This window comes from Bacillus sp. FSL K6-2839, assembly GCF_038003365.1.
Taxonomy (GTDB): Bacteria; Bacillota; Bacilli; order Bacillales; family Bacillaceae; genus Bacillus.
Window position 1 is genome coordinate 849,752 of sequence record NZ_JBBOOZ010000002.1, and the last position, 21,777, is coordinate 871,528.

Consider the following 21,777-nt stretch of genomic DNA (forward strand, 5'->3'; position numbering starts at 1 on the left):
ATATATAGAAGGGATGTTAGACATGAACTGGAGAGTATATTTATTAGCCGTTTCTACTTTTGCGGTTGGATTAGTTGAGCTTGTGGTCGGGGGCATTTTGCCAAGCCTTGCAGAGGATTTGAATGTATCTCTTGCAACAGCTGGGCAGCTTATCACCGTATTTGCCATTGTGTATGCCATTTCAGCGCCTGTGCTGCTGACTGCCACAGCTAAAATTGAACGAAAGCGTCTTTATTTAATCGCGTTATTGGTGTTTACAATAGGAAATGTATTCACATATTTTAGTTCGACCTTTGCCCTTGTCATGATCTCTAGGGTATTGATCGCGATGAGTACAGCGCTTGTGGTGGTGTTGTCACTGACGATCACTGCTAAATTGGTGGAACCAGCGCATCGTGCGAAGGCATTAGGGCTGATTTTTATTGGGATTAGTTCTTCACTTGTTCTCGGTGTACCGATCGGTATTTTTATTACAGAGAGCTTTGGTTGGAGAGTGATGTTTTTAGGAATCAGTATTTTATCAGCGATATCGATGGTGCTGATCTATTTCCTATTGGAGAAAATGCCTGTTGAAAAAGTCACACCTCTGAGAGAGCAAATACGTTCTTTAGGGCATCCGAAAATTTTTAGTGCACATTTGATCAGTTTGTTTATGCTGGCAGGTCATTATATGCTTTATTCTTATTTCACTCCGTTTTTAATGGAAGTTCTGCATATGACCCCGTTCTGGATTAGTATTTGTTATTTGGTCTTCGGGCTTGCTTCTATTGGCGGGAATGGGTTTGGCGGCTGGCTTAGTGACAAGCTGGGTTCAGGGAAAGCCATTTTGCTGGTGACAATCGCATTTGCGGTTGTGATGTTTATCATTCCTTATACAGCGGGCGTGTTTGTCCTCTTTATGGTCATGGTTGTCCTATGGGGAGCGCTTAGCTGGGCATTAACGCCTGCTTTGCAGAGCTATTTGATTCAAACAGATCCTGTCACGTCTGATATTCAGCAAAGCTTAAATACATCGGCCTTGCAAATTGGTATCTCGATTGGATCAGCGGTTGGTGGTGTCCTGTTTACGATGACCGGTTCATCTGTTGATCTGGCGAAATTCGGTGCAGTGTTTGTGCTGATTGCCTTTAGCTGTGCGGTGATTTCGTTGAAAAGACCACCATTTTATATGGATCGTCAGCATCGTGCTGAATAGCTGCCTCATGATAGGCAGCTTTTTTTCTGTTCTATATTATTTCAACATCTCACGAAAAGAGCCTTTCTTTCCATGAATTATAGCAAATAAAAGAAAGAGGAGCTGTGACATGATGGGTCAACTAGTAGAAAAGTGCATACACCATTTTCAGGTCTGATGGCCTGTTCTTTTTCTCACACTGACATTTCTTTTGACTCCTCTTTTAATTATTAGTACCATTTTATTAACCAGTTAAGAGTGGAGGTTCAGATGGAGACTAAAGAGCAGATTGTATTAAAAGCGATTCAAGATCTGATTATGCATAGGGAAAAGAGACGGAATGATCCAACAGATCCACTGATTACCACGACTGATACACTCAAGCAAGATTGGACACTCACACAGCTTCACATTTTATCGATGATTCAAGCTAATCCAAACGAATCAAATAATACATTTCTTTCTCAACAACTAAAACTATCAAAGCCTGCCATTACAAAGGCTGTGAAAAAACTAATTGATAAAGGCATGGTGGACTATTGCCACCGGCAAGGGGATAAGAAATCTGTCTACTATTCATTGACAGAGAAAGGCACGCAATTGGCAGCGCTGCATGATGAACTACATGAAAAAGCTGTCGCGTCCTATTTAGAATTTCTCCAGCAGTTTCATGAAGATGAATTACAGGTGATTGAGCGCTTTTTGAAGGCTTGGAAAGAAAAAATATAGATTAAAAAAACCGAAACCATCGTAGAAAATGAGATGATTTCGGTTTTTTATATGGTAAAATTAACATATATTGACGTTATTCCTGATCATGTTAAAAGGGAGGGAGCTTCTCTGGGGAAAGAAATGATGGAAAATTTTAAAAAGTCAGCAGCCATCATGCCGTTCGTAGGACTGTTTGTCAGCTTGCTATTATTTGTTTACTATTTTGGCATTACAGGAGTTGAAGAACCTGTTTGGGCGGCCGCTTTGTATTGTGCCCTGCCCTTTTTAGGGTACACGATCTTCTATCTGCCTGTATGTATTTATTTTAAAGTCAGTAAAAAACGCTCAATCCATAAAAATGAGGAACAGACGTGATTGTGGTCAGCGCTTGCCTTGCTGGGTTGAAGGTCCGGTATAATGGCAGCCATCGATTAGATCAGCGAATTGAAGAGCTTGTGCAGGAAGGAAAGGCTGTGACAGTTTGTCCTGAACTGCTTGGCGGCTTCTCTACGCCTAGACCACCGGCAGAAATCATTGGCGGAGATGGATATGATGTTTTACGGGGGCAGGCTGCTGTTGTCGATGTTCATGGAACTGACGTCACAGAGATGTATGTAAAAGGTGCAAAAGCCACGCTGGAACAGGTTCAGTCTCTGAAAGCAACAGCGGTTGTGTTAAAAGAGTACAGCCCTTCTTGCGGGAGCCGGCTGATTTACCAGGGAGAGTTTAACGGTAAGACAAAAGCTGGTGATGGTGTGACGTCCGCCTTGCTGAAACAGCACGGGATTCAAGTGTTCTCTGAGGAGGATGATTGGACTTCGTTGTTTCAATAGGTGTGGCGTGGATAGAAGGAGGAGCTAGGTTGAAAAAGTGGATCATTGGTGTAGGTGTAGTGGTTTTAATAGGAATAGGTATTTATTTTATGATCAATACCAAAACATACTCTTTTGATGATGTGACCTCACTGGATAAGAATAAGGTGACTTCGATTCAAATTGAGCATGATAATGAGCAAGTTGTGGTAGATAAGAAAGAAGATATTCAAAAGCTGCTGAATGAATTTTCAGGTATGAAATTAAAGGAGGCGAATGGCGCTAAAAAAGAAACAAAAGAGTCTTATTGGATTAGGGTGTTAGAGGAAGGCAATGTTACATACGGAATCGTCTTTTATGATCAAGCTTATTTAGAGACATATGATGGTTCTAAAACGAAAAATAAGATCAGCGAATACCAAATCGTTGACGCCAATCAAGTCGATATAGGACAATATATCAAATAACACCAGCGAAATTTCTTGCATGATCAATAGAAAATTCGGGTATAGTGCTTGGTAAGTAAAAATGAAGCGGAGGTTTGTTTGATGAGTGGATTAACAGATAGAGTCACATTAGCAAACGGAGTAAAAATGCCGAAGCTAGGCTTTGGTGTATGGCAGGTAAAAGATGGGGATGAGGCTGTAAATGCAGTCAAAGACGCTCTTGAAGCGGGCTACCGCAGCATTGATACAGCAGCGGCCTATCAAAATGAAGAAGGGGTAGGCAAAGCCATTCAGCAATCAGGCATCTCTCGCGATGATCTGTTTATTACGACAAAGGTCTGGAATCGTGATCAAGGCTATGAAGCAACACTTGAAGCCTTTGAAACAAGTATGAACAAGCTTGGGCTAGATGTTTTAGACCTTTATTTAATTCATTGGCCAGTTGAAGGCAAATATAAAGAAACATGGAAAGCACTAGAGAAGCTGTATAAGGATGGACGCGTTCGAGCCATCGGTGTGTGTAACTTCCATCCGCACCACCTAGATGATTTATTAGAAGAGGCAGAAGTTGTGCCAATGGTCAATCAAATCGAGCTGCATCCAAAGCTGACGCAGGAGCCTTTACGAGACTACTGCAAGGAGAAAGGGATTCATGTAGAAGCGTGGTCACCATTAGGCAGCGGGAAGCTTCTGAACCATCCTGTTCTTCAGGATATTGCGAAAAAACATGACAAATCCGTGGCACAAGTCATTCTTCGCTGGGACTTGCAGCATGGTATTATCACTATTCCAAAATCTGTGACGAAGAGCCGAATCATCGAAAACACACAAGTCTTCGATTTCGAGCTGTCCGCACATGAGATGGGCGTCATCGATCAGCTTAATGAAGATGAGCGCACAGGTCCAGATCCAGATAACTTTGATTTTTAATCGAAAGAAAAGCACAGGTGGATGCCTGTGCTTTTTTTTATTTAACGGTTTTTCGAGGCTGATACGTTTTCAATGACTTGAATGGCGTCGGCAATTTGCTCTTTGGAATAGTCTCCAATCAAGCAAAAAGTTTCGTCTGCACGTGCAGCATGGCTTGCCACTGTTTTTGCGGCTTCTTCCAGCTGAGCTGTGATGCCAAGCTCACGCATATTTTTAGGTAATCCGAGTGTTTCATAAAGCTCAAGTAATTCTTCTACTTCGCTCATTCGATTTTCTGCGGCAAGCTGAACAAGAATGCCATAGGCCACTTTTTGACCATGTAATACGTGATGCGTTTCTTCAATAAATGTCAATCCGTTATGGATGGCGTGCGCTCCTGCCATTCTGCCGTAGCGTCCCCCGTACCCGCCGACCGTGCCGGCTAATGTAATAATGGTATCCGTTACATCTGCAAATGCTTGCGAGTGCTGCCCTGTTGTCAAGCTGTGGACGGCTTCTTCGCTATGGGAAAGAAGAATGTCTCTGACGTATACCGCCTGCTTTAGTGCAGCATGCACCATGAGCGGTAAGGAGTCTTTTGCATTTCGAATAATGGCTTCTGCTTCATACCATTTCGCCAGCGTATCTCCAATACCACTTTGAAGGTAGGAAAGAGGAGAAGAGAGCAAAAATGTATGATCAATTAAGGTGAGATAACTGGACCGTTTATGGTAATCGACTCTCATGAAATTCCCCTTGTCATCATAAATGACGCTAAGCGGTGTAGATGCAGCACATGTCCCTGGAATGGTTGGAACCATGATCACTTCAATTTGAAGAGCTTCTGCTACTGACTTGGCGGTGTCTAAAATCGTGCCGCCTCCAATCCCAATCATCACATCTGCCCCTTTCAGTTCTTCAGCAATTCGTGTGATCGCATTTGGTGAACTGTATCCTTTGTGCTGAACAACAGGCCAATGAGGTGGAAGCTTTGTGTACGCTGAAAAAGCATGAAATGAATCATGTCCCGTCACGACAGCGGGCGACTGGAAGGAAGAAGAAACAAGTGAATCGAGTTCATGATAAATCCCTTTTTGAGAAATAAATTGGTTTGGGCCGCTTCTGACGATATCTTCTGGCTGGATCATTGCGTTCTGCTCCTTTACAACATCATATTTCATAAATCATCTCATTTTACAGAAAGTTCTGTCAAATAATCGATAATATGAGGAGAAAGACCCTTCCGTTTTATGGAATTGAGCCGCTGACATTGCCTTTAGGTATGTATTTCCTGTATGATAAAGAACGGTATGTTTTGATTAAATTTAAGAGGTGTTTATATATATGGAAAAACAATATCGTGTCTTACTTTACTATCAATATGTCCCCATTGAGGACCCAGAGACGTTTACAGCAGAGCATTTAGCATTCTGTAAGGAGCTTGGTTTGTTAGGCCGTATCCTTGTGTCAGCAGAAGGCTTGAACGGAACTGTTTCTGGTACCATTGAGCAAACGGACAAGTACATGCAAGCGTTAAAAGAAGATCCGCGCTTTGCGTCTATGCCGATCAAAATTGACGAAGCAGATGGTCATGCGTTTAAAAAAATGCACGTCCGCCATCGGAATGAACTAGTGAATCTTAGTCTTGAAGATGACGTGAATCCGTTAGAATTAACAGGTAAACATCTCAGCCCGGTTGAATTTTACGAGCAAATGCAATCACCTGATACCGTTGTGATTGATGCACGTAATGATTACGAGTTTGATGTCGGCCACTTTAGAGGGGCAGTACGTCCTGATATCGAGACATTCCGCGAATTACCTGAGTGGATTCGTGACAATAAAGACATTCTTGAAGGGAAAAAAATCCTGACGTATTGCACAGGCGGCGTACGCTGTGAGAAATTCTCAGGCTGGTTAAAGCGTGAAGGCTTTGAAGATGTCTCACAGCTTGACGGCGGAATTGTCACGTACGGAAAAGACCCAGAAGTTCAAGGGAAGCTATGGGATGGTCAATGCTATGTGTTTGATACCCGCTTAACAGTGCCAGTGAATCAAACAGAGCATGTAGTTGTCGGAAAAGATTTCTTCACCGGTGAGCCTTGCGAGCGTTATGTGAACTGTGCAAACCCTGCATGTAACCGCAAAATGATTGCAACAGAAGAGAGCGAGCATAAGTATATGCGCAGCTGCAGCCATGAATGCCGTACAAGTGAACGTAATCTTTATGTGAAACAGCACAATCTGTCTGAAGAAGAAGTGCAAGAAAGACTAGCTGTGATTGAAAAAGAACAAGCAATTTCACAAGGATAGAGGGACCCCCTTTATCCTTTTTTCTATACAGAAGAAAGAGGGATTCATTTCCTCTTTCTTTTTTTGTTTTGTTTTTTTCAAAATAAGGGTAAAGGTAGTTATTCAGTCTAATAGATTGAATCGTTGAAAAAGCGCTTTCTTTAGAAATAAGCATGTTCGACTATTTCAGAAAATAGAGAATTGAGAGATAATAAAACAGGCGAAAAAATGAACAAGGGTAAAGATTTAATTGAAGAAATATTTGTCAATTGAATGAAAAGAGAGCTGCAAGTAAGAAAGATGCTTACTTGGGCACATGCTTTGTAATTTAATCGAAAGGTGTTATGAACATGAATCATTTGCATCGTAGAATGGGAACTTTCGCTTTAATGATGGTAGGTCTTGGCTCAATCATTGGTTCAGGATGGCTTTTCGGTGCTTGGCGTGCCGCTCAAATTGCCGGACCTGCTGCTATTTTGTCCTGGTTGATTGGGATGGTCGTGATTTTATTTATCGCTTTGTCTTATAGTGAACTCGGATCGATGTTTCCAGAGGCAGGCGGAATGGTGAAATATACGCAATATTCACACGGCTCTTTTATCGGGTTTATTGCTGCTTGGGCAAACTGGATCGCTATTGTCTCCGTCATTCCTGTTGAGGCGGTGGCTTCTGTCCAGTATATGAGCTCATGGCCTTGGGAGTGGGCAAAGTGGACAAGCCATTTGGTCACAAAAGGGGTTTTGACGACAGAAGGGCTCATGGTCGCCAGTGTACTTCTTGTGATTTACTTTCTGCTCAATTATTGGACAGTTGGGTTATTTTCAAAAGCGAATACATTCATTACTGTGTTTAAAATTGTCATTCCAGGATTAACAATTGGTGCGCTCTTATTCGTAGGTTTTCATAGTGAGAATTTTACTTCTGGAACTAGTATTGCCCCTAACGGCTGGGCGAGTGTGCTGACAGCTGTTGCGACATCAGGGATTGTGTTTGCCTTCAATGGCTTCCAAAGCCCGATTAATATGGCTGGTGAGGCGAAAAATCCAGGCCGATCGATTCCGATCGCCATTGTTGGATCCATTTTGATTGCGACTGTAATTTATGTGCTTTTACAAATCGCCTTTGTCGGTGCTGTCAATCCGTCCATGATTGTGAATGGATGGGGCCATTTGAATTTTAACTCGCCATTTGCTGACCTTGCCATTGCGCTTGGGATTAACTGGCTGGTTCTGATTTTATATGCAGATGCGTTTGTATCACCTTCTGGTACAGGGATTACGTATACGGCGACGACATCTCGTATGATTTATGGAATGGAAAAAAACAAATACATGCCAAGTGTGCTTGGCCGTCTGCATCCTATTTACGGTGTGCCTCGTCCAGCGATGTTTTTTAACTTAGCCGTATCGTTTATCTTTCTGTTTTTATTTAGAGGCTGGGGTGTACTTGCTGAAATCATTTCTGTTGCGACACTCATTTCTTATCTGACAGGTCCGGTGACCGTCATGACACTGAGAAAGACAGGGACAGATTTATATCGTCCGCTTCGAATAAAAGGACTCAGCATCATTGCTCCTCTCGGCTTTGTCTTTGCCTCATTGACGCTGTATTGGGCGAGGTGGCCGTTAACAGGTCAGGTGCTGTTCATTATTCTCATCGGTCTTCCGATCTATTTTTACTATCAAGCAAAAGCGAAGTGGAAAGGCTTCGGCCGCAACTTTAAGGCGGGTGCTTGGATGGTCGTGTACTTGCTTGTGATGATGACGATTTCCTGCCTTGGCAGTGACAAATTCGGCGGCTATAATGTCATTCATTATGGCTGGGATATGGCGCTCATTGCAGTGGTTGCCTTGCTGTTTTATATGTGGGCACTCAAAAGTGGATTTGAAACAGAATTTCTAGAGGATGCGAAAAAAATTAATGATGAGCTGCGTACTTCTCAGCAAGAAGCCGCATCATCCAAAGAATAAAGGAACGGCTGCCTGAATATCGCGGGCAGCCGTTTTATTTTGATAAATGATGCATCACGTGCTGCCTCAGCCAAGTGGTGACGCCACGCAAAACGGCTGCTGTGACAAATGAGATGAGCACATATCTCCAAAGCTGATCCATGCCTTGTCCACTAAGCCAAAACACGATTCCTAGAAAAACGAGTGTGAATAGAAGCATGAATAAAAATGATGCAGACCAGAAAAAAGCCTTCACTGAAGGTCACCTCCTCGGAGTATTGTATGCAGGCAATTGAATGATCAGATCAGCCATGAAGGGGTAGAATCATGATGAAATCTATTGCAAAAGTCAGATAAAAACACCAAGTGATTTGACAGTTGTGTTAAGATGAGAGCATATTTTGAGTGAAGATTGTGGGTCATAGACGGAGGTGTTTGGGGTTGCAGATACAAAAAGTTCTAAACAATAATGTCATTAGTGTGATAGATGAACAAGGAAAAGAAATCGTCGTCATGGGCAGAGGCATCGCGTTTCAACGACGGCCTGGAGACCCGGTAGACGAATCGTTAATCGATAAAGTCTTCCGCCTGGAGGATCACTCCGTTCATGAGCGGATGAAAATGCTGCTTCTGGAAGTTCCGTATGATGTGGTCAAGGTAACCGAAGAAATGATTCAATATGCACATACAAAGCTGAACCGAAGATTAAATGAAAGTCTGCATGTATCACTCGCAGACCATATTCATTACGCCATCGAACGATTGAAGAAAAATCACCTCATTGAGAATTCGCTTATTTGGGAGATTAAACGCTTATACAAAGATGAATTTCTTGTGGCAAAGGACTGTCTTGAGATGATTGAAGAGCGTCTTCATATTGAACTGCCTGAGGATGAAGCAGGCTTTATTGCGATGCATATCATTAATGCAGAGCTCAATGAGGACATGAATACAACGGTCAATATCACAAAAGAAGTAAACGCCATTCTCACCATTGTGAAATATCATCTCAACATGGATTTTGATGAAGACTCACTCAACTATTACCGTTTTCTCACGCATTTGCGCTTTTTCGTCCAGCGTCTGATCAACGAAACACTGCTTGTCAGCGAAGATCAGGACTTGTATCAGCTGATCAAGGTGAAATATCCGAAGGCTTACGAATGTGCAAAGAAAATCGCAGAATATGTCTATCAAACCTATCACCGAGATCTCACATCAGAGGAGATGCTGTATCTATCCATTCATTTGAATCGATTGATCAAACGAGAAAAATAAAGGTAGATTTTAAAAGAAAGCGTTGACATAAGAAAAGCTGAGTGGTACTATTTGCTCATAAACATAAAAGAATACGGTTTCACAATGATCGTCTTAGAGGATTGTGACTGTTCGGCAGGCAAAACCTAAACGTTCACTGAAAAAGCGCAATGGCAAGTTGCGACTATTTTTGGTGCCCGTTTAGGTTTTTATTTTGCCTAAAAACGTATTTTTTTGAAAAAAAGGGGGTTTTTGTATGAGTTATCGTCAATTAGCAGAAGACATTATCAAACACATTGGCACAGAGAAAAACGTTCATTCACTGGTCCATTGCGCTACAAGACTTCGCTTCACATTAAATGACCGATCAAAAGCAGACAAAGCAGCCATTGAAAAATTAAATGGTGTTGTAACCGTCATGGAAAGCGGCGGCCAATTTCAAGTAGTCATTGGCAATACCGTACCAGAGGTTTATCGAGAGATTGGGGAGTTTACGAATCTATTAGAGGAGTCCACTTCTTCATCTGCAAAATCAGGTGGAGAGAGCACGAGCCTTTTCGGAAAATTCGTCGACATTGTCTCTGGTATTTTCACACCTCTTCTCGGTGTCATGGCGGGTGCTGGTATTTTAAAAGGTCTATTAGGTATCTGTATCAATGCGAAATGGTTATCACCTGAAGATACGTCGTATCAAATTTTATTTGCTGCGTCTGACAGCTTGTTCTACTTCCTGCCATTACTGCTCGCATTCACTTCTGCTAGGAAGTTTAAAGCGAATCCATTTGTCGCTGTGACGATTGCTGGTGCACTCATTTACCCAACCATTCAAGAATTATCAAAAGGCGGCGGAGATGTGACCTTCTTCGGTATTCCGGTCGTCTTAATGTCGTATACATCAACGGTTATTCCAATCATTTTGGCAGTGTTTGTCATGGGATATATCGAACGTTTCTTTAACAAAGTCATTCATGAAAGCGTCAAAAACTTTATTACACCACTGATTTTACTTGTCACGGTTGTTCCGCTGACACTCATTGTATTCGGCCCATTTGGTGTGTATGCAGGGAACGGCATTGCAGCTGTCTTGCTGAAAATATTCTCCTTTAGTCCTACACTTGCAGGTGCTTTAATTGCGATGGCATGGCAGGTTCTCGTGATCTTCGGTATCCACTGGGGTCTAGTGCCAGTGATTTTAAATAATATTGCCGTCCATGGAAAAGATCATATCAAGCCGGCTACTGCGCCAGCTGTATTTTCACAAGCCGGTGCCTCAATCGGTGTTATGCTGAAAACAAAGAATAAAAAACTGAAATCATTGGCTGGATCGACAGCGGTTTCTGCCGTGTTTGGGATTACAGAGCCAGCTGTATATGGTGTCACGCTTCGTTTGAAAAAGCCATTTATTGCAGCCGTTCTCTCTGCCGGAGTCGGCGGTGCGATCATCGGTTATTCACAAAGTATTGCGATTGCGTCAGGACTTCCAAGTTTACTGACACTTCCGATTTTCTACGGACAAGGCTTTACAGGGTTCATCATCGGAATCTCGGTCTCGTTTGTTCTATCCATCGTCTTGACTTATTTGATTGGATTTAAGGATCCAGTAGATGAAGATGACACGCCAGCACCGATTTCCGCACCAACAATGGAAAACGAACATGGGGTCAAAGCAGCTCATGTGAAGAGTCCTTTAAAAGGCGAGGTGATCAAGCTGGAGGAAGTGCAGGATAAGGCATTCTCATCTGGTGCACTAGGAAAGGGTGCAGCCATCATTCCATCAGAAGGCAAGCTGTTTGCACCAGTATCAGGAGTCGTGACAACGGTGTTCCCAACAGGCCATGCGTACGGTCTTACTTCTGAAAGCGGAGCAGAAGTGCTCATTCACATTGGACTGGATACCGTACAATTAGGCGGTCAGCATTTTACCCCGAAGGTCGTACAGGGGCAAACCATCACAGAAGGTGAACTGCTTGCAGAGTTTGATATTGAAGCCATCCAAGCTTCCGGCCTGTCCGTCACAACACCAGTGATTATTACCAATTCCGGTGAGTTTAGCGATATTATTGAAACAGAAGAAAAACAAATCACACCAGGACAGTCATTTTTACATCTCGTTTAATGAAGAGGAGGAAGAAATTATGAGATATTCAACACTAGCACCATTTCCAAAGGACTTTTTCTGGGGCGGATCTACTTCCGCCTATCAAGTAGAAGGTGCGTGGAACGAGGATGGCAAGGGGCCTTCTGTCATTGATATGAGAGCAAGTTACCCTGAAGGGACAACGGATTTTAAAGTCGCAAGCGATCACTATCACCGCTATAAAGAGGATGTGAAGATGTTTGCAGAAATGGGTTTAAAGGCTTATCGCTTCTCTATTGCATGGACACGGATCATTCCAGATGGAGATGGGGAGATCAACCAAAAGGGGATTGAATTCTATCATTCTCTCATCGATGAATTGCGCCGCTATGACATTGAACCAATCGTGACAATGTATCATTTTGATCTGCCTCATGCGCTTCAAGTAAAAGGCGGTTGGTCAAATCGTGCGACAGTAGATGCGTTTGAACGTTATGCAGAGGTTCTCTTTAAGGAATATGGCCAGAAGGTAAACTATTGGCTGACCATTAATGAACAAAACATGATGATCTTACATGGATCGGCGCTCGGTACACTTGATCCAAATTTAGAAAATCCAAAAAAAGAACTGTATCAGCAGAACCACCATATGCTCGTAGCTCAGGCGAAAGCCATGACGCTTTGTCATCGTTTGCTGCCTGAAGCGAAAATTGGACCAGCACCAAACATAGCGCTCATTTATCCGGCATCTCCAAAGCCTGAGGATGTGCTTGCTGCGGCGAATTACAATGCGATCCGCAACTGGCTTTATCTTGATATGGCAGTCTTCGGCCGTTATAACAACCTTGCTTGGGCTTATATGAAAGAAAAAGACATTCTTCCTGTTATTGAAGAGGGAGATATGGATATTTTGAAAAGTGCGAAGCCAGACTTCATTGCCTTTAACTACTACACTTCGCAAACAGTTGAAGCGAGTAAAGGAGATGGCAACGATGAATTTGCACGCGGCGGAGATCAGCATTTAAAATCTGGTGAAGATGGCGTATACAAAGGCGGCAACAACCCGTTCTTAAGTAAAAATGCGTTTGGCTGGGAGATTGACCCTGTCGGCTTCCGTTCAACGATGCGCGAGATTTATGACCGCTATCAGCTGCCGCTTATTATTACAGAAAACGGATTGGGTGCTTTCGACAAGTTAGAAGAAGATGGTTCGATTCAGGATGATTATCGAATTGACTATTTAGAAAAGCATATCGAACAAATCAAATGGGCGATCACAGACGGCGTCGAGGTCTTCGGATACTGCCCGTGGTCCGCCATCGACTTAATCAGCACACACCAAGGGTGCTCCAAGCGCTACGGGTTCATCTACGTCAACCGCGACGAATTTGACCTAAAAGACCTCAAACGAATTCGTAAAAAGAGCTCTTATTGGTACGAAACCTTGATTCAGCAAAATGGAGAGAACATCGGGGGGTAACAAATAAAAAAGCCAATCACCTTATGCGGGTGGCTGGCTTTTTTTCTTCATTCACTCTAATTAGCAAGATCATATTGTTCGAGTTGTTCTAAAATGATAGTCTAATTATATATTGTAAAATTTGGTTTAATATCCATTATAAGAGAGGGTCTGTTTATATGATGACGATTCTTTTTCTGTTTTTCTTATTGTTTTTCATTTTTTATGCTTTGAATTATATAGGTCAGAAATTAATTGCGAAGGAATACCCAATGAACCATGGTGTGATTGTGACTCTATCAGCTGTGGAAGGTATTCTTGTTTTTGTACTTGTTGGTGTTAATGAGAAGTTTCCATTTTTTTAGATCCAATCACATCTTGCTCTCTACTATCATTATACCCCGAATTCAATCTCAATTATAGACTGTTTTCCGCCCAGATCAGGCCGTATACTGTTATACGCAAGTCAAAAACGATAAGGGGTGCGGCTGTATGAATGACAATGAGCAGGTTTTAGATCCTGGCCCATTTTTTCATGGGACGAAAGCAGAATTGAAGATTGGAGATCTGCTTGAACCGCTGTATTTATCCAATTTTCAGGATAAAAAATCAAACCATATCTATTTCACTGGAACATTAAATGCGGCCAAATGGGGTGCTGAGTTAGCAAGGTCTGATGCGAAAGAGAGAATATATCTTGTAGAACCGTTAGGCGAGTTTGAAAATGATCCGAATTTGACTGACAAAAAATTTCCCGGCAATCCAACACGTTCTTATCGATCGAAATCCCCTTTGAAAATAGTCGCAGAATTAGGTTCATGGGAAAGACATTCTGATGAAGAAATTGAACATATGCTGAGCTCTTTGAAGAAATTAAGTGAAGAAGGGAAAAATGTCATATACGATTGATGATCCATATTCTAAATAACACGAAGGCCGCCTCATCAACAACTGGGCGGCCTTTGTTCTATTTTATTGAAACAATGCATCCATCAACTCATCAAATGTTTTTGCTTGCTTCAGGAAGTGAATGCGGTCTGGATTGTCCAGTAAATCGACGGCCTGTTCAAAGAATTGATTCATGCAGGCTGCGTCATCCTTATGAATCGCTAATAAAAAGACAAGTGATACTTCATCTCCCTGCCAGTCAATTGGCTGTTTTAAGTGTGCGATGGCTACGCAGGAGGTGCCTTCATTTGTGATGAGCGGGTGTGGCATAGCCATTCCTCTGCCAAGATAGGTAGAGGACATTTGCTCCCGCTCAAGCACCGAGGACCGAAAAGAAGGCGATACTAGCTGATGCTCCTCTAGACGGCTGCATAGTGTGTCTAATACCTCGTCCTTGCTGGATAGGTCAGCATTCAATAAGGTCAATCGTTCTTGAAAAAATGCCATCAGCTCTTTAGAGGGAGTCCCATGTCCATTTAATAAATGAATGATCTCATTTACCCGCTGTACATCATGATGTTCAAAAAAAGCGCTGACCTGAATCACGGGTTTTCCCTTTGATGCGAGTGGGACGGTTGTAATGATGACATCACAGGGCAGGGTGGTGCTCATTAGATAATCCTGATAGGAATACAGCTCGACGATTTCCAGTTCGTGCTGAAAGGCTGCCTTCAATTTAATTTCAAGCAGTCTTGCCGTCCCTAGTCCAGACCCGCACACGATAATGGCTTTCTTTTTTTGCGAGGTGTCGAGCTGACTTCTTTCAAATGAAGCAGCGATATGCAGGGCAACATATGCCGCCTCGTCTTCATTTGGCGTCCGTACCAGCTGTAAGGCATTCAGTCCGCTGACAGCCAAATCAAACGGGTAAGGATAGGACGCTTTGATCTCATGCAAAAGCGGATTTTGTAAGGATACGCCATATTGGATTCGATTTAATAATGGCTTCATATGAAGCATCAAGTCTTGCTGCAGGATGTTGTCATCTGCAAAGCGGTGGCCGCTTGTTTTCTCAATGTGCTGTAGAAAGACCGCAACCGCCTGCTGAACTTCCACTGTTGTCTGATGCTGGGCGGCTTCTTTCCACGTTTGATTCGCCAATAGGTGCATCACTAAGTAATCTGTTTCATCCTCTGATAAGATGACGTGAAAGGTGTCACTTACCTGCTGTATGATCTTTTGGGCAATTCTCATTAAGACTTGCGATCTTTGTGTACGAGTGGTGCTGGCGGATATCCGCTGGTTTTTTCGTGTCTGCTGAATCGCAATCGCTAAGTGAATGACTAAGTTTTTTAAGGCAATGTCTTTAATGAGCAATGACTCTTGATGCAGGTTCGTCAGGACAATAGATCGAATGGTTTCAAGAGAAATATCAGGAAAATGGAGCTGCTCCCGCTCGGTGATATGAGAAAGTGCAGGCTCTTCCTCAAGGAGTAAGTCTGCATAGCATGTTCTTTTTTGCAACTCGTCTCCCTCAATCTTTAAGCCAAAACCAGGCTTTGACACAAGGGTCATGCCGTAACGGGCTAACAGCTCTCTTCCTTTTTTTAAATCACTGCTGACCGTCATGCGGCTGATAAACAGTTCTTCAGCCAGCTGGTCAATTTTTAAGTAATCCGGTTGAAGCAATAGCTTTCTCATCATAAATCGTACACGCTCTTCTGGCATGACGGGGACGAGAGAGCGGGCAGGAAGCTTTTGTTGATGAAGCCAAAGCAGAAAGGCGTCTTGATCACTCGTTAATAGGGTGTATCCCTTTCCGCGGATCGTTTTAATCTTGGCTCCAGCTTCCTTTAGTTGTTCATTTGCTTCTTTGATTAAATTGCGGATGGAGCGGTCAGATAAGCGAAAAGAGGCAGTGAGCTCCTCCAGCTTCACGAACCCCTTCGTTTCAAATAGCCGCTGAATCAGCTGATAGGTTCGAGGATCTGCCGTCATCATCATTGCGCGGCTCCTTGCGCCTGTAAGGCATCAGTACCAAGAGCGATTGCGCCCATTAAACCAGATAATCCATCAAAGGATGGCTTTGTGATAATTTCATTTAAAGGCTTTGGCAGCTGCAAATACCCGTGAAGCCGCTTTTCTGTTTCATCAAGAATGAGGGGCAGCATAGCGGGCTGTTTCATCACACCTCCGCCGAGAATGATGCGCTCTGGTGAAAGAGTGAGTAATAAATTGGCGGTCATCTGCCCGAGATAGTAGGCATGAAGTGACCAGGCAGGATGCTCCTCTGGCAGCATTGGTGCCAGTGTATGATAGCGTCCTTCTATGGCAGGTCCAGATGCCAGTCCCTCTAAACAGTCATGATGTATTGGGCAGCAGCCTCCGTAGGAATCATGAGGATGCCGCTGAACGGTGATATGACCCATTTCTGGATGCAATAATCCGTGAATGAGGCGGTGTTCAATATAGGCACCGCCGCCTATTCCTGTTCCAACTGTGATGTAAACCAAAGAAGCAGGCTTTTGTGCTTCGACCGAAAAGCGGGCTTCTCCGAGTGCTGCACAGTTCACATCGGTATCAAGCTTCATCGGGAGCCCAAGGGCTTGTTTTAAGGTTGAGAGGAAAGGGAATTGGCGCCAGGCTGTTTTTGGTGTATCTAAAATCGTCCCATAGCTTGGGCTTTGTTCTTTTACATCGACAGGCCCGAATGCCCCAATGCCAATGGCATCGACAGGATGCTTTGTAAAGTAATCGATCACTTGCCGGCATGTTTCATCTGGATTACCTGTTGCAAAGGAAGTCATGTGTTCAATCGTTCCGTCTGTTGTTCCGTAGCCGCAGACAAATTTTGTTCCGCCTGCTTCAATACCTCCAATTCGCATGATCAATGCCCTCCATTAAAGAGGGGCGGAATCCAAATGGACCCCGCCCCTACATGTTCATTTTTTCTTTACAATGTAGGTTTGTACCTGACAAGGTGTGAGCGGTTCAATGTGTAATGATCCATGTTGTGCTTTGAGTATATGTCCTTCAGGTGTTTCGCCTAAATTCGCTGTTTCTCCGTGTTGTAGAGATGAACTATTGATTGAAGCGGCTGTTTGACGCGTTAAATATGGATTGAAGAGACGGATGACAATGCCTGTTCCATGCTCTTCTTTTTTTAGAGCGCTTAGAATGGCTCCGTCTGTCTCAATGTCAAGCAGGCTATAAGTAGATTGTAAGTCTTCTTTTTCATCTCGGAAAGAGAAAATTAAACGACCGTTTAAAAAGTCTGCCCGTTCGTAGCATTGAACTGGGGTGGTATACCGCTTAGCAAGCTGCGCTAAGTGCCCCTCGCTGACAGCGTCCTTGCTATAGTGCATGCCAAATGAGAACGACAGTGCACCTTGCAGCTGAGCGTCAGGTGTCTCAACAATTTTTTCCCCAGATGCACGGCCTGGACGGTAAAGAAGATTTTCTTTCCCCATTTTTCCGAAACAGCGGAAGAGCGTATACGCAATCGTTGTGTAGCCTTCTCCTGTGATCTGGTATTCTCTCACACAGTCGGTCAATAGAGCGACACCATATGCTTCATCACGAAGTGCAGTAAAGGATTGCATCGGTTCAATGGTGATCGGTTTTTCTTCCCAATGCTCATTGCTCCACCATTCAAGCTCTTGCGTGAGCTCTGTTGGGCGTTCGATGGTTCCAAACTGCTGATCGCTCAGTGATACCTTTGATGCGATGCCTGTATCAAAGAGGACACGCAGACGATGGTCTAACGCATGATTGTCGACATCGACATGAAAACGGATGACAGGCTCATCTTTGTTTAATGCCACCTTCGCTGTGATCGGGAGTGAAGTCGTGACCGATTGCTGAGAGCGCTCTTCTAAGTCATATGGGACAGTGAGAGTAAGCTGGATGGTGAGCTCTTCCTGCAGGCCGCTTTTAGACACTGTGATGTCTGCTGAAGAAAGATCCTTGGATGACACATACAGATCTTCGCGCGGCGGGGAATAGTTGTAGGAATCTCCATCGTCTCCATTGTCTTCAAAGATCATTTGCTCAGAGAATGTCCGGCCTGTTTGTTTATCTGTGATGTCCAGCGATCCGTTGTCATTTGCCGCTATGCGGTAATACGTATTTTCAATCGCGCGTCCTTCTGTTTGTTCCCATGCAGATTCGCTTGATTCATCGAAAACCATGCTGACTTGTGTATAACCAACGGATGGTAAGCTGGCGGCTTCAATCAGCAGAATGGCTTTCCATACTTGTTTTGGCATGTACACATCTTTACTTGGGTTAAGAGAAATTTGCTGTGCCAGCACATAATCTGTGACATCGGTTTTGCTTTTCACTGTGTAGTGAAGCATTCTTCCGTTTGCATCCTTTAGTGTAAATGGACGTTCCGTGATAAAGGTTTCGACCTCAATGACTTCAGAACGCTTTGAAGGCAGTGTATTAAATAACGTGAATGTGATTTCTTGCTCAGTTTGCAGTCGAATAGCAATGAGACGCATGTGTAAGTCCACAAGATTCTCGGCGATTTCCTTTGCCTGCTTGTAGCGGAAGAAGACATCTTGATTCGTCGTGTCGCTATTGCAGCCGCCAATGCTGTCATGCGCTGCATTTTCAAACATGAGGTACCAAATATCACGAACCGTATCATGCGGATAGTCGTGTCCGAGTGAATAGCTAATCGTTAGGATAGGCTCCATCACATTGACGAGATAGTTTTCAATTTGATTGTTTAAGATTTTTAAATCAGCTCGTGTTGAAAAAATAGATTTATGAATCCGCATATGCTTCGCATGAATGAGCTCTCCTTCTAATGTCTCAAAAGAAGTCCGCTCTTTTTTCACTGCTGCAATGTAATCTTCTAAACTGCTGATTTGATAGTGGTGCTCGTCAAGTTCATTGGCTTTTTCTAATAAGTCAGGCAGGTTTTTGCGGATCGGTGCCTGGTCAAAGCCATTTGGGAAATAAACATTCTTTGTGGTTGCCTTTGCTTGCAGCGCACCAATTTTTTCAGATAAAAAGGCTTGTAAGTCCGCATCCTTTTCAGGAATATTTCCACCGTAGTAGTAGCCAAATGGCAGGTTCACAGCAAAGACTTCACTGCCGTCGGCACCTTGCCAATTGAATTCAGTGTGATTCGTCATATGGTCTGAAACACCGCGCCAAAAAGCTGTATCCACAATGCCGAATCCACGGTAAATTTGAGGCATTTGCGCGGATTGACCGAAGGAATCAGGGACATAGCCGACTTTCATCACATGACCGAACTGCTGACAGCGTTCAATCCCATATTGCAGGTTCCGTACAATCGATTCACCTGAAATGACGAGCTGGTCGGTTTGGGTATACCATGGGCCGATGATGAGACGTTTGGCTGTGACGAGCTTTTTGATTCTATTCTCATCCTCAGGGCGCCATTTCAGGTAATCATCCAATAAGGATGCCTGTGCATCGAGCATGAAGTAATGGAACCTTTCATCTGTTTCAAGGGTGTCTAAAATGTCCATTACGCTTTTCATTAAGTAGATACGGGATCGGGAGGTGGTGAAATACCATTCCCGGTCCCAGTGAGTATGTGGAATCACATGTACATTGACAGTCATTGATCAACGACACCTTTCTATGTTCAAATTATCCTTCTAGCACAAGGTCAAAATCGTCTTCTTCTTTCTGCTTCTGGTCATGTTCTGGCGTTTTTGGCTCTTTTTTCTCAGAGAAATTCACAAGCAGGTTGGCGCCAATACCGATGACGAGTGCGCCAGTGAGGGCTCCGATTAAATAAGCCCACCAGTTTCCGACTGAGAAGAAGCCGTATAGCCCGCCAATTGGCGGCATGATGTCATGAACACCTAATAATGCAGCGACCCCGCTTCCAGCAGCACACGCGACAACATTGAGCGGAATCAATTTCAAAGGATTGACAAGGGTAAAAGGAATCGCCCCTTCCGTAATACCGATAATGCCCATCACAAGCCCGCCTCGTCCGGCTTCTCTAAAGGTTGGAGAGAAGTTGCGTTTTCGAATCAATGTCGCAAGCCCGTATCCAAGCGGCGGAATGACAATCGCAATATTGACGAGAATGGCAGGGAGGTAGACGCCTGACAGGAAGAGTGCGTTACCAGCCATCCAAGCAGATTTATTCACTGGTCCGCCAAGATCAAACCCAATCATCGCACCTAGAATGAGAGCGAGTGCGAGTGTGCTTGTGCCGTCAGCGACCATACCTTTAATCCATTCAATTAATGCCGTGTTCAAAGCGCCTAATGGACCGCCCAGCAGAACGGACATGAGAAGCCCGGTTAAGCCAACGGTTATAAGCGGTAAGATGAGCAGAGGAACGAGTCCGGCCGCGGAGCCTTGAATTTGAATTTTTCGTTTTACAAAAAGAGCGACATATCCTGCGAAGAAGCCTGCAATGACGGCACCGATAAATCCAGCATTCGTTGAGCTGGCAAGGGCACCACCGATGAAGCCGGCCGCAAGACCTGATTTATCCGCAATCGAATAGGCGATAAATCCAGCGAGCAGGACGTTCATTAAGCCAATGCCTGTCCAGCCAACCTGCTCCATTAAATAGGCGCCGTGTAAAATGCCGCCAGCATCCTTATAGGCGTTTAAATCTGAAACACCAAATCCTAATCCGACTAGTTTTGCTAAACCAACGATAAGGGAGGCACCGATGATCACAGGAAGAATATAAGAAATACCGGTCATGAGATGGCCTTCAATGACTTTTAATTTTGCTTTCATTTTGCTTTGCTCCTTTCTATATGGCATTGCTCACGTTTATTAAGATTCAGATTTTTTCTTTTCAACAAGTGCTACGGCTTTTGTGATGATTTGCTCGGCATTTTTTAAGGCGCGTCCAATCTCGACACGTACTGTGGGAATGCCTGAGAAACGTTCCGCATCGTTGATATGCTGATTTGATGCAATGATACAAAGGTCTGCCTGCTTTGCTTCCTCTGCTGTAATGCCATTTACCTGTCCCATAATCCCTTGCTGCTCAATTTTGATCTCGTGACCGAGCTGTTTACCCGCATTCTCTAATGCCATTGCTGCCATTGGTGTATGAGCTAACCCTGCTGGACATGAAGTGACACCGACAATTTTCATTGTGTAATCCCCTCTTTCAATTGTTGTTCAATGACTTCGTAATAATAGTCAGCGGTTTGACCTGGTTGTATCTTTTCGATGAAAGCCGGTTCCATGAGGCTTGTCGCAATTCCTGACAGTAATTTCAAGTGTGTGACATTTGCTTCTTCTAATGGAACGAGCAGTGTAAATAAATAGCTTGTGGGCAAATCGTCGAAGCTTCCCCATTCAATAGGTTGTTCTAACTCTAAAAATAGAAGTGAAGCCGTTTGTACAGCGGAGCTTTTTGTATGAGGAATGGCGAAGCCTTGCTGAAGTCCTGTTGAGACTTCGTCTTCGCGAGTCAACAAATCGGATAATAACCCCGCCTGATCGTTTGTAATCTGAAGGTCTTCAGCTTTCTCGGCAATGTATTGTAAAATCTCATTCTTTGATCGTCCGTTTACTTGTGTGAAAACATGATCATTTTGGAACAAGCTGATCCCTTCTCTCTTGTTTGTTAAGCGCTTACAATTTGATTGTAATGTACTTTTCGGCATGGTTAAATAGAATCATTTTCCGTTTGAAATGGCAAAAAGTTTATGAAGCTATCTGTCATACTTTCTGGATATCTCAAATCCTAGATTAAAACGAGTTTAATTATGTAAAAAACAGATTCTACTAAATGTATTTCTGTGATATTCTTCCAAGGTATTATAAAAGATA

At 43.5% G+C, this 21,777-nt stretch carries 20 protein-coding genes; 12 read left to right on the forward strand and 8 right to left on the reverse strand.

From position 1 onward, the window contains the following. Positions 1-22 precede the first annotated feature (22 nt). The 6 genes from MHH26_RS18540 to MHH26_RS18565 all read left to right on the forward strand — a co-directional run bounded on the left by MHH26_RS18540 (position 23) and on the right by MHH26_RS18565 (position 4,073). Positions 23-1,195, forward strand: a complete 1,173-nt coding sequence (locus MHH26_RS18540) for an MFS transporter (protein ID WP_340974323.1) — start codon at positions 23-25, stop codon at positions 1,193-1,195. 249 nt (positions 1,196-1,444) lie between these two features. Further along, on the forward strand, positions 1,445-1,903 hold the full coding sequence (locus MHH26_RS18545) for a MarR family transcriptional regulator (RefSeq protein ID WP_034664352.1): 459 nt from the start codon (positions 1,445-1,447) through the stop codon (positions 1,901-1,903). Between the two features lie 126 nt (positions 1,904-2,029). Then, a complete protein-coding gene (locus MHH26_RS18550) occupies positions 2,030-2,260 on the forward strand; it encodes a hypothetical protein (RefSeq protein ID WP_223250469.1) in 231 nt (76 codons plus the stop codon). Continuing rightward, positions 2,257-2,718 (forward strand): DUF523 domain-containing protein, encoded by a 462-nt coding sequence (locus tag MHH26_RS18555; RefSeq protein WP_034664351.1) that lies wholly within the window; start codon positions 2,257-2,259, stop codon positions 2,716-2,718. The genes MHH26_RS18550 and MHH26_RS18555 overlap by 4 nt, the downstream gene beginning before the upstream one ends. A 29-nt stretch (positions 2,719-2,747) precedes the next feature. Then, complete coding sequence (locus MHH26_RS18560; RefSeq protein ID WP_340974325.1) at positions 2,748-3,164, forward strand: hypothetical protein; 417 nt, start codon at positions 2,748-2,750, stop codon at positions 3,162-3,164. An 81-nt stretch (positions 3,165-3,245) separates the two neighbouring features. Beyond that, on the forward strand, positions 3,246-4,073 hold the full coding sequence (locus tag MHH26_RS18565; protein WP_340974326.1) for an aldo/keto reductase: 828 nt from the start codon (positions 3,246-3,248) through the stop codon (positions 4,071-4,073). A 41-nt stretch (positions 4,074-4,114) separates the two neighbouring features. Here the strand turns inward: MHH26_RS18565 and MHH26_RS18570 are convergent, their stop codons facing one another. Next, positions 4,115-5,197, reverse strand: a complete 1,083-nt coding sequence (locus MHH26_RS18570) for an iron-containing alcohol dehydrogenase family protein (protein WP_340974432.1) — start codon at positions 5,195-5,197, stop codon at positions 4,115-4,117. A gap of 199 nt (positions 5,198-5,396) precedes the next feature. Here MHH26_RS18570 and trhO point away from each other — a divergent pair, with 199 nt between their 5' ends. After that, complete coding sequence (gene trhO, locus MHH26_RS18575) at positions 5,397-6,365, forward strand: oxygen-dependent tRNA uridine(34) hydroxylase TrhO (protein ID WP_307498928.1); 969 nt, start codon at positions 5,397-5,399, stop codon at positions 6,363-6,365. 329 nt (positions 6,366-6,694) lie between these two features. Then, positions 6,695-8,314 (forward strand): APC family permease, encoded by a 1,620-nt coding sequence (locus MHH26_RS18580; RefSeq protein ID WP_307498929.1) that lies wholly within the window; start codon positions 6,695-6,697, stop codon positions 8,312-8,314. Between the two features lie 34 nt (positions 8,315-8,348). Here MHH26_RS18580 and MHH26_RS18585 read toward each other — a convergent pair whose 3' ends face one another. Beyond that, positions 8,349-8,549, reverse strand: a complete 201-nt coding sequence (locus MHH26_RS18585) for a hypothetical protein (RefSeq protein WP_060595439.1) — start codon at positions 8,547-8,549, stop codon at positions 8,349-8,351. 185 nt (positions 8,550-8,734) lie between these two features. Here MHH26_RS18585 and licT point away from each other — a divergent pair, with 185 nt between their 5' ends. The 4 genes from licT (at position 8,735) to arr (ending at position 13,995) form a co-directional block, all read left to right on the forward strand. After that, the gene (gene licT / locus MHH26_RS18590; RefSeq protein ID WP_066031389.1) at positions 8,735-9,571 is read left to right on the forward strand and encodes a BglG family transcription antiterminator LicT; all 837 of its coding nucleotides are present in this window, start codon (positions 8,735-8,737) and stop codon (positions 9,569-9,571) included. Positions 9,572-9,806: 235 nt separating this feature from the next. Continuing rightward, positions 9,807-11,666 (forward strand): beta-glucoside-specific PTS transporter subunit IIABC, encoded by a 1,860-nt coding sequence (locus MHH26_RS18595; RefSeq protein WP_340974329.1) that lies wholly within the window; start codon positions 9,807-9,809, stop codon positions 11,664-11,666. A 19-nt stretch (positions 11,667-11,685) separates the two neighbouring features. Continuing rightward, positions 11,686-13,107 carry a glycoside hydrolase family 1 protein gene (locus MHH26_RS18600; protein ID WP_106031956.1) on the forward strand — a complete coding sequence of 474 codons (1,422 nt, stop codon included), beginning with the start codon at positions 11,686-11,688 and terminating at the stop codon, positions 13,105-13,107. A gap of 471 nt (positions 13,108-13,578) precedes the next feature. Continuing rightward, the gene (arr, locus tag MHH26_RS18605; protein ID WP_034664337.1) at positions 13,579-13,995 is read left to right on the forward strand and encodes an NAD(+)--rifampin ADP-ribosyltransferase; all 417 of its coding nucleotides are present in this window, start codon (positions 13,579-13,581) and stop codon (positions 13,993-13,995) included. Positions 13,996-14,058: 63 nt separating this feature from the next. On the opposite strand, the gene MHH26_RS18610 is transcribed toward arr, so the two are convergent. Genes MHH26_RS18610 through MHH26_RS18635 form a run of 6 tightly spaced genes read right to left on the reverse strand, consistent with a single transcriptional unit; the run spans position 14,059 to position 21,548 of the window. Continuing rightward, positions 14,059-15,978 (reverse strand): BglG family transcription antiterminator, encoded by a 1,920-nt coding sequence (locus tag MHH26_RS18610; RefSeq protein WP_340974330.1) that lies wholly within the window; start codon positions 15,976-15,978, stop codon positions 14,059-14,061. Continuing rightward, positions 15,975-16,859 carry an ROK family protein gene (locus tag MHH26_RS18615; protein WP_340974332.1) on the reverse strand — a complete coding sequence of 295 codons (885 nt, stop codon included), beginning with the start codon at positions 16,857-16,859 and terminating at the stop codon, positions 15,975-15,977. The genes MHH26_RS18610 and MHH26_RS18615 overlap by 4 nt, the downstream gene beginning before the upstream one ends. 57 nt (positions 16,860-16,916) lie before the next feature. After that, positions 16,917-19,580, reverse strand: a complete 2,664-nt coding sequence (gene mngB / locus MHH26_RS18620; protein WP_340974334.1) for a mannosylglycerate hydrolase — start codon at positions 19,578-19,580, stop codon at positions 16,917-16,919. A gap of 28 nt (positions 19,581-19,608) precedes the next feature. Then, entirely contained in the window at positions 19,609-20,727 is a 1,119-nt protein-coding gene (locus tag MHH26_RS18625; RefSeq protein WP_034664325.1) for a PTS fructose transporter subunit IIC, read from the reverse strand. 39 nt (positions 20,728-20,766) lie between these two features. Next, on the reverse strand, positions 20,767-21,093 hold the full coding sequence (locus tag MHH26_RS18630) for a PTS fructose transporter subunit IIB (protein WP_340974336.1): 327 nt from the start codon (positions 21,091-21,093) through the stop codon (positions 20,767-20,769). Then, positions 21,090-21,548: a PTS sugar transporter subunit IIA gene (locus tag MHH26_RS18635; RefSeq protein WP_340974338.1), complete on the reverse strand. Its 459-nt coding sequence runs from the start codon at positions 21,546-21,548 to the stop codon at positions 21,090-21,092. The genes MHH26_RS18630 and MHH26_RS18635 overlap by 4 nt, the downstream gene beginning before the upstream one ends. Positions 21,549-21,777 lie beyond the last annotated feature (229 nt).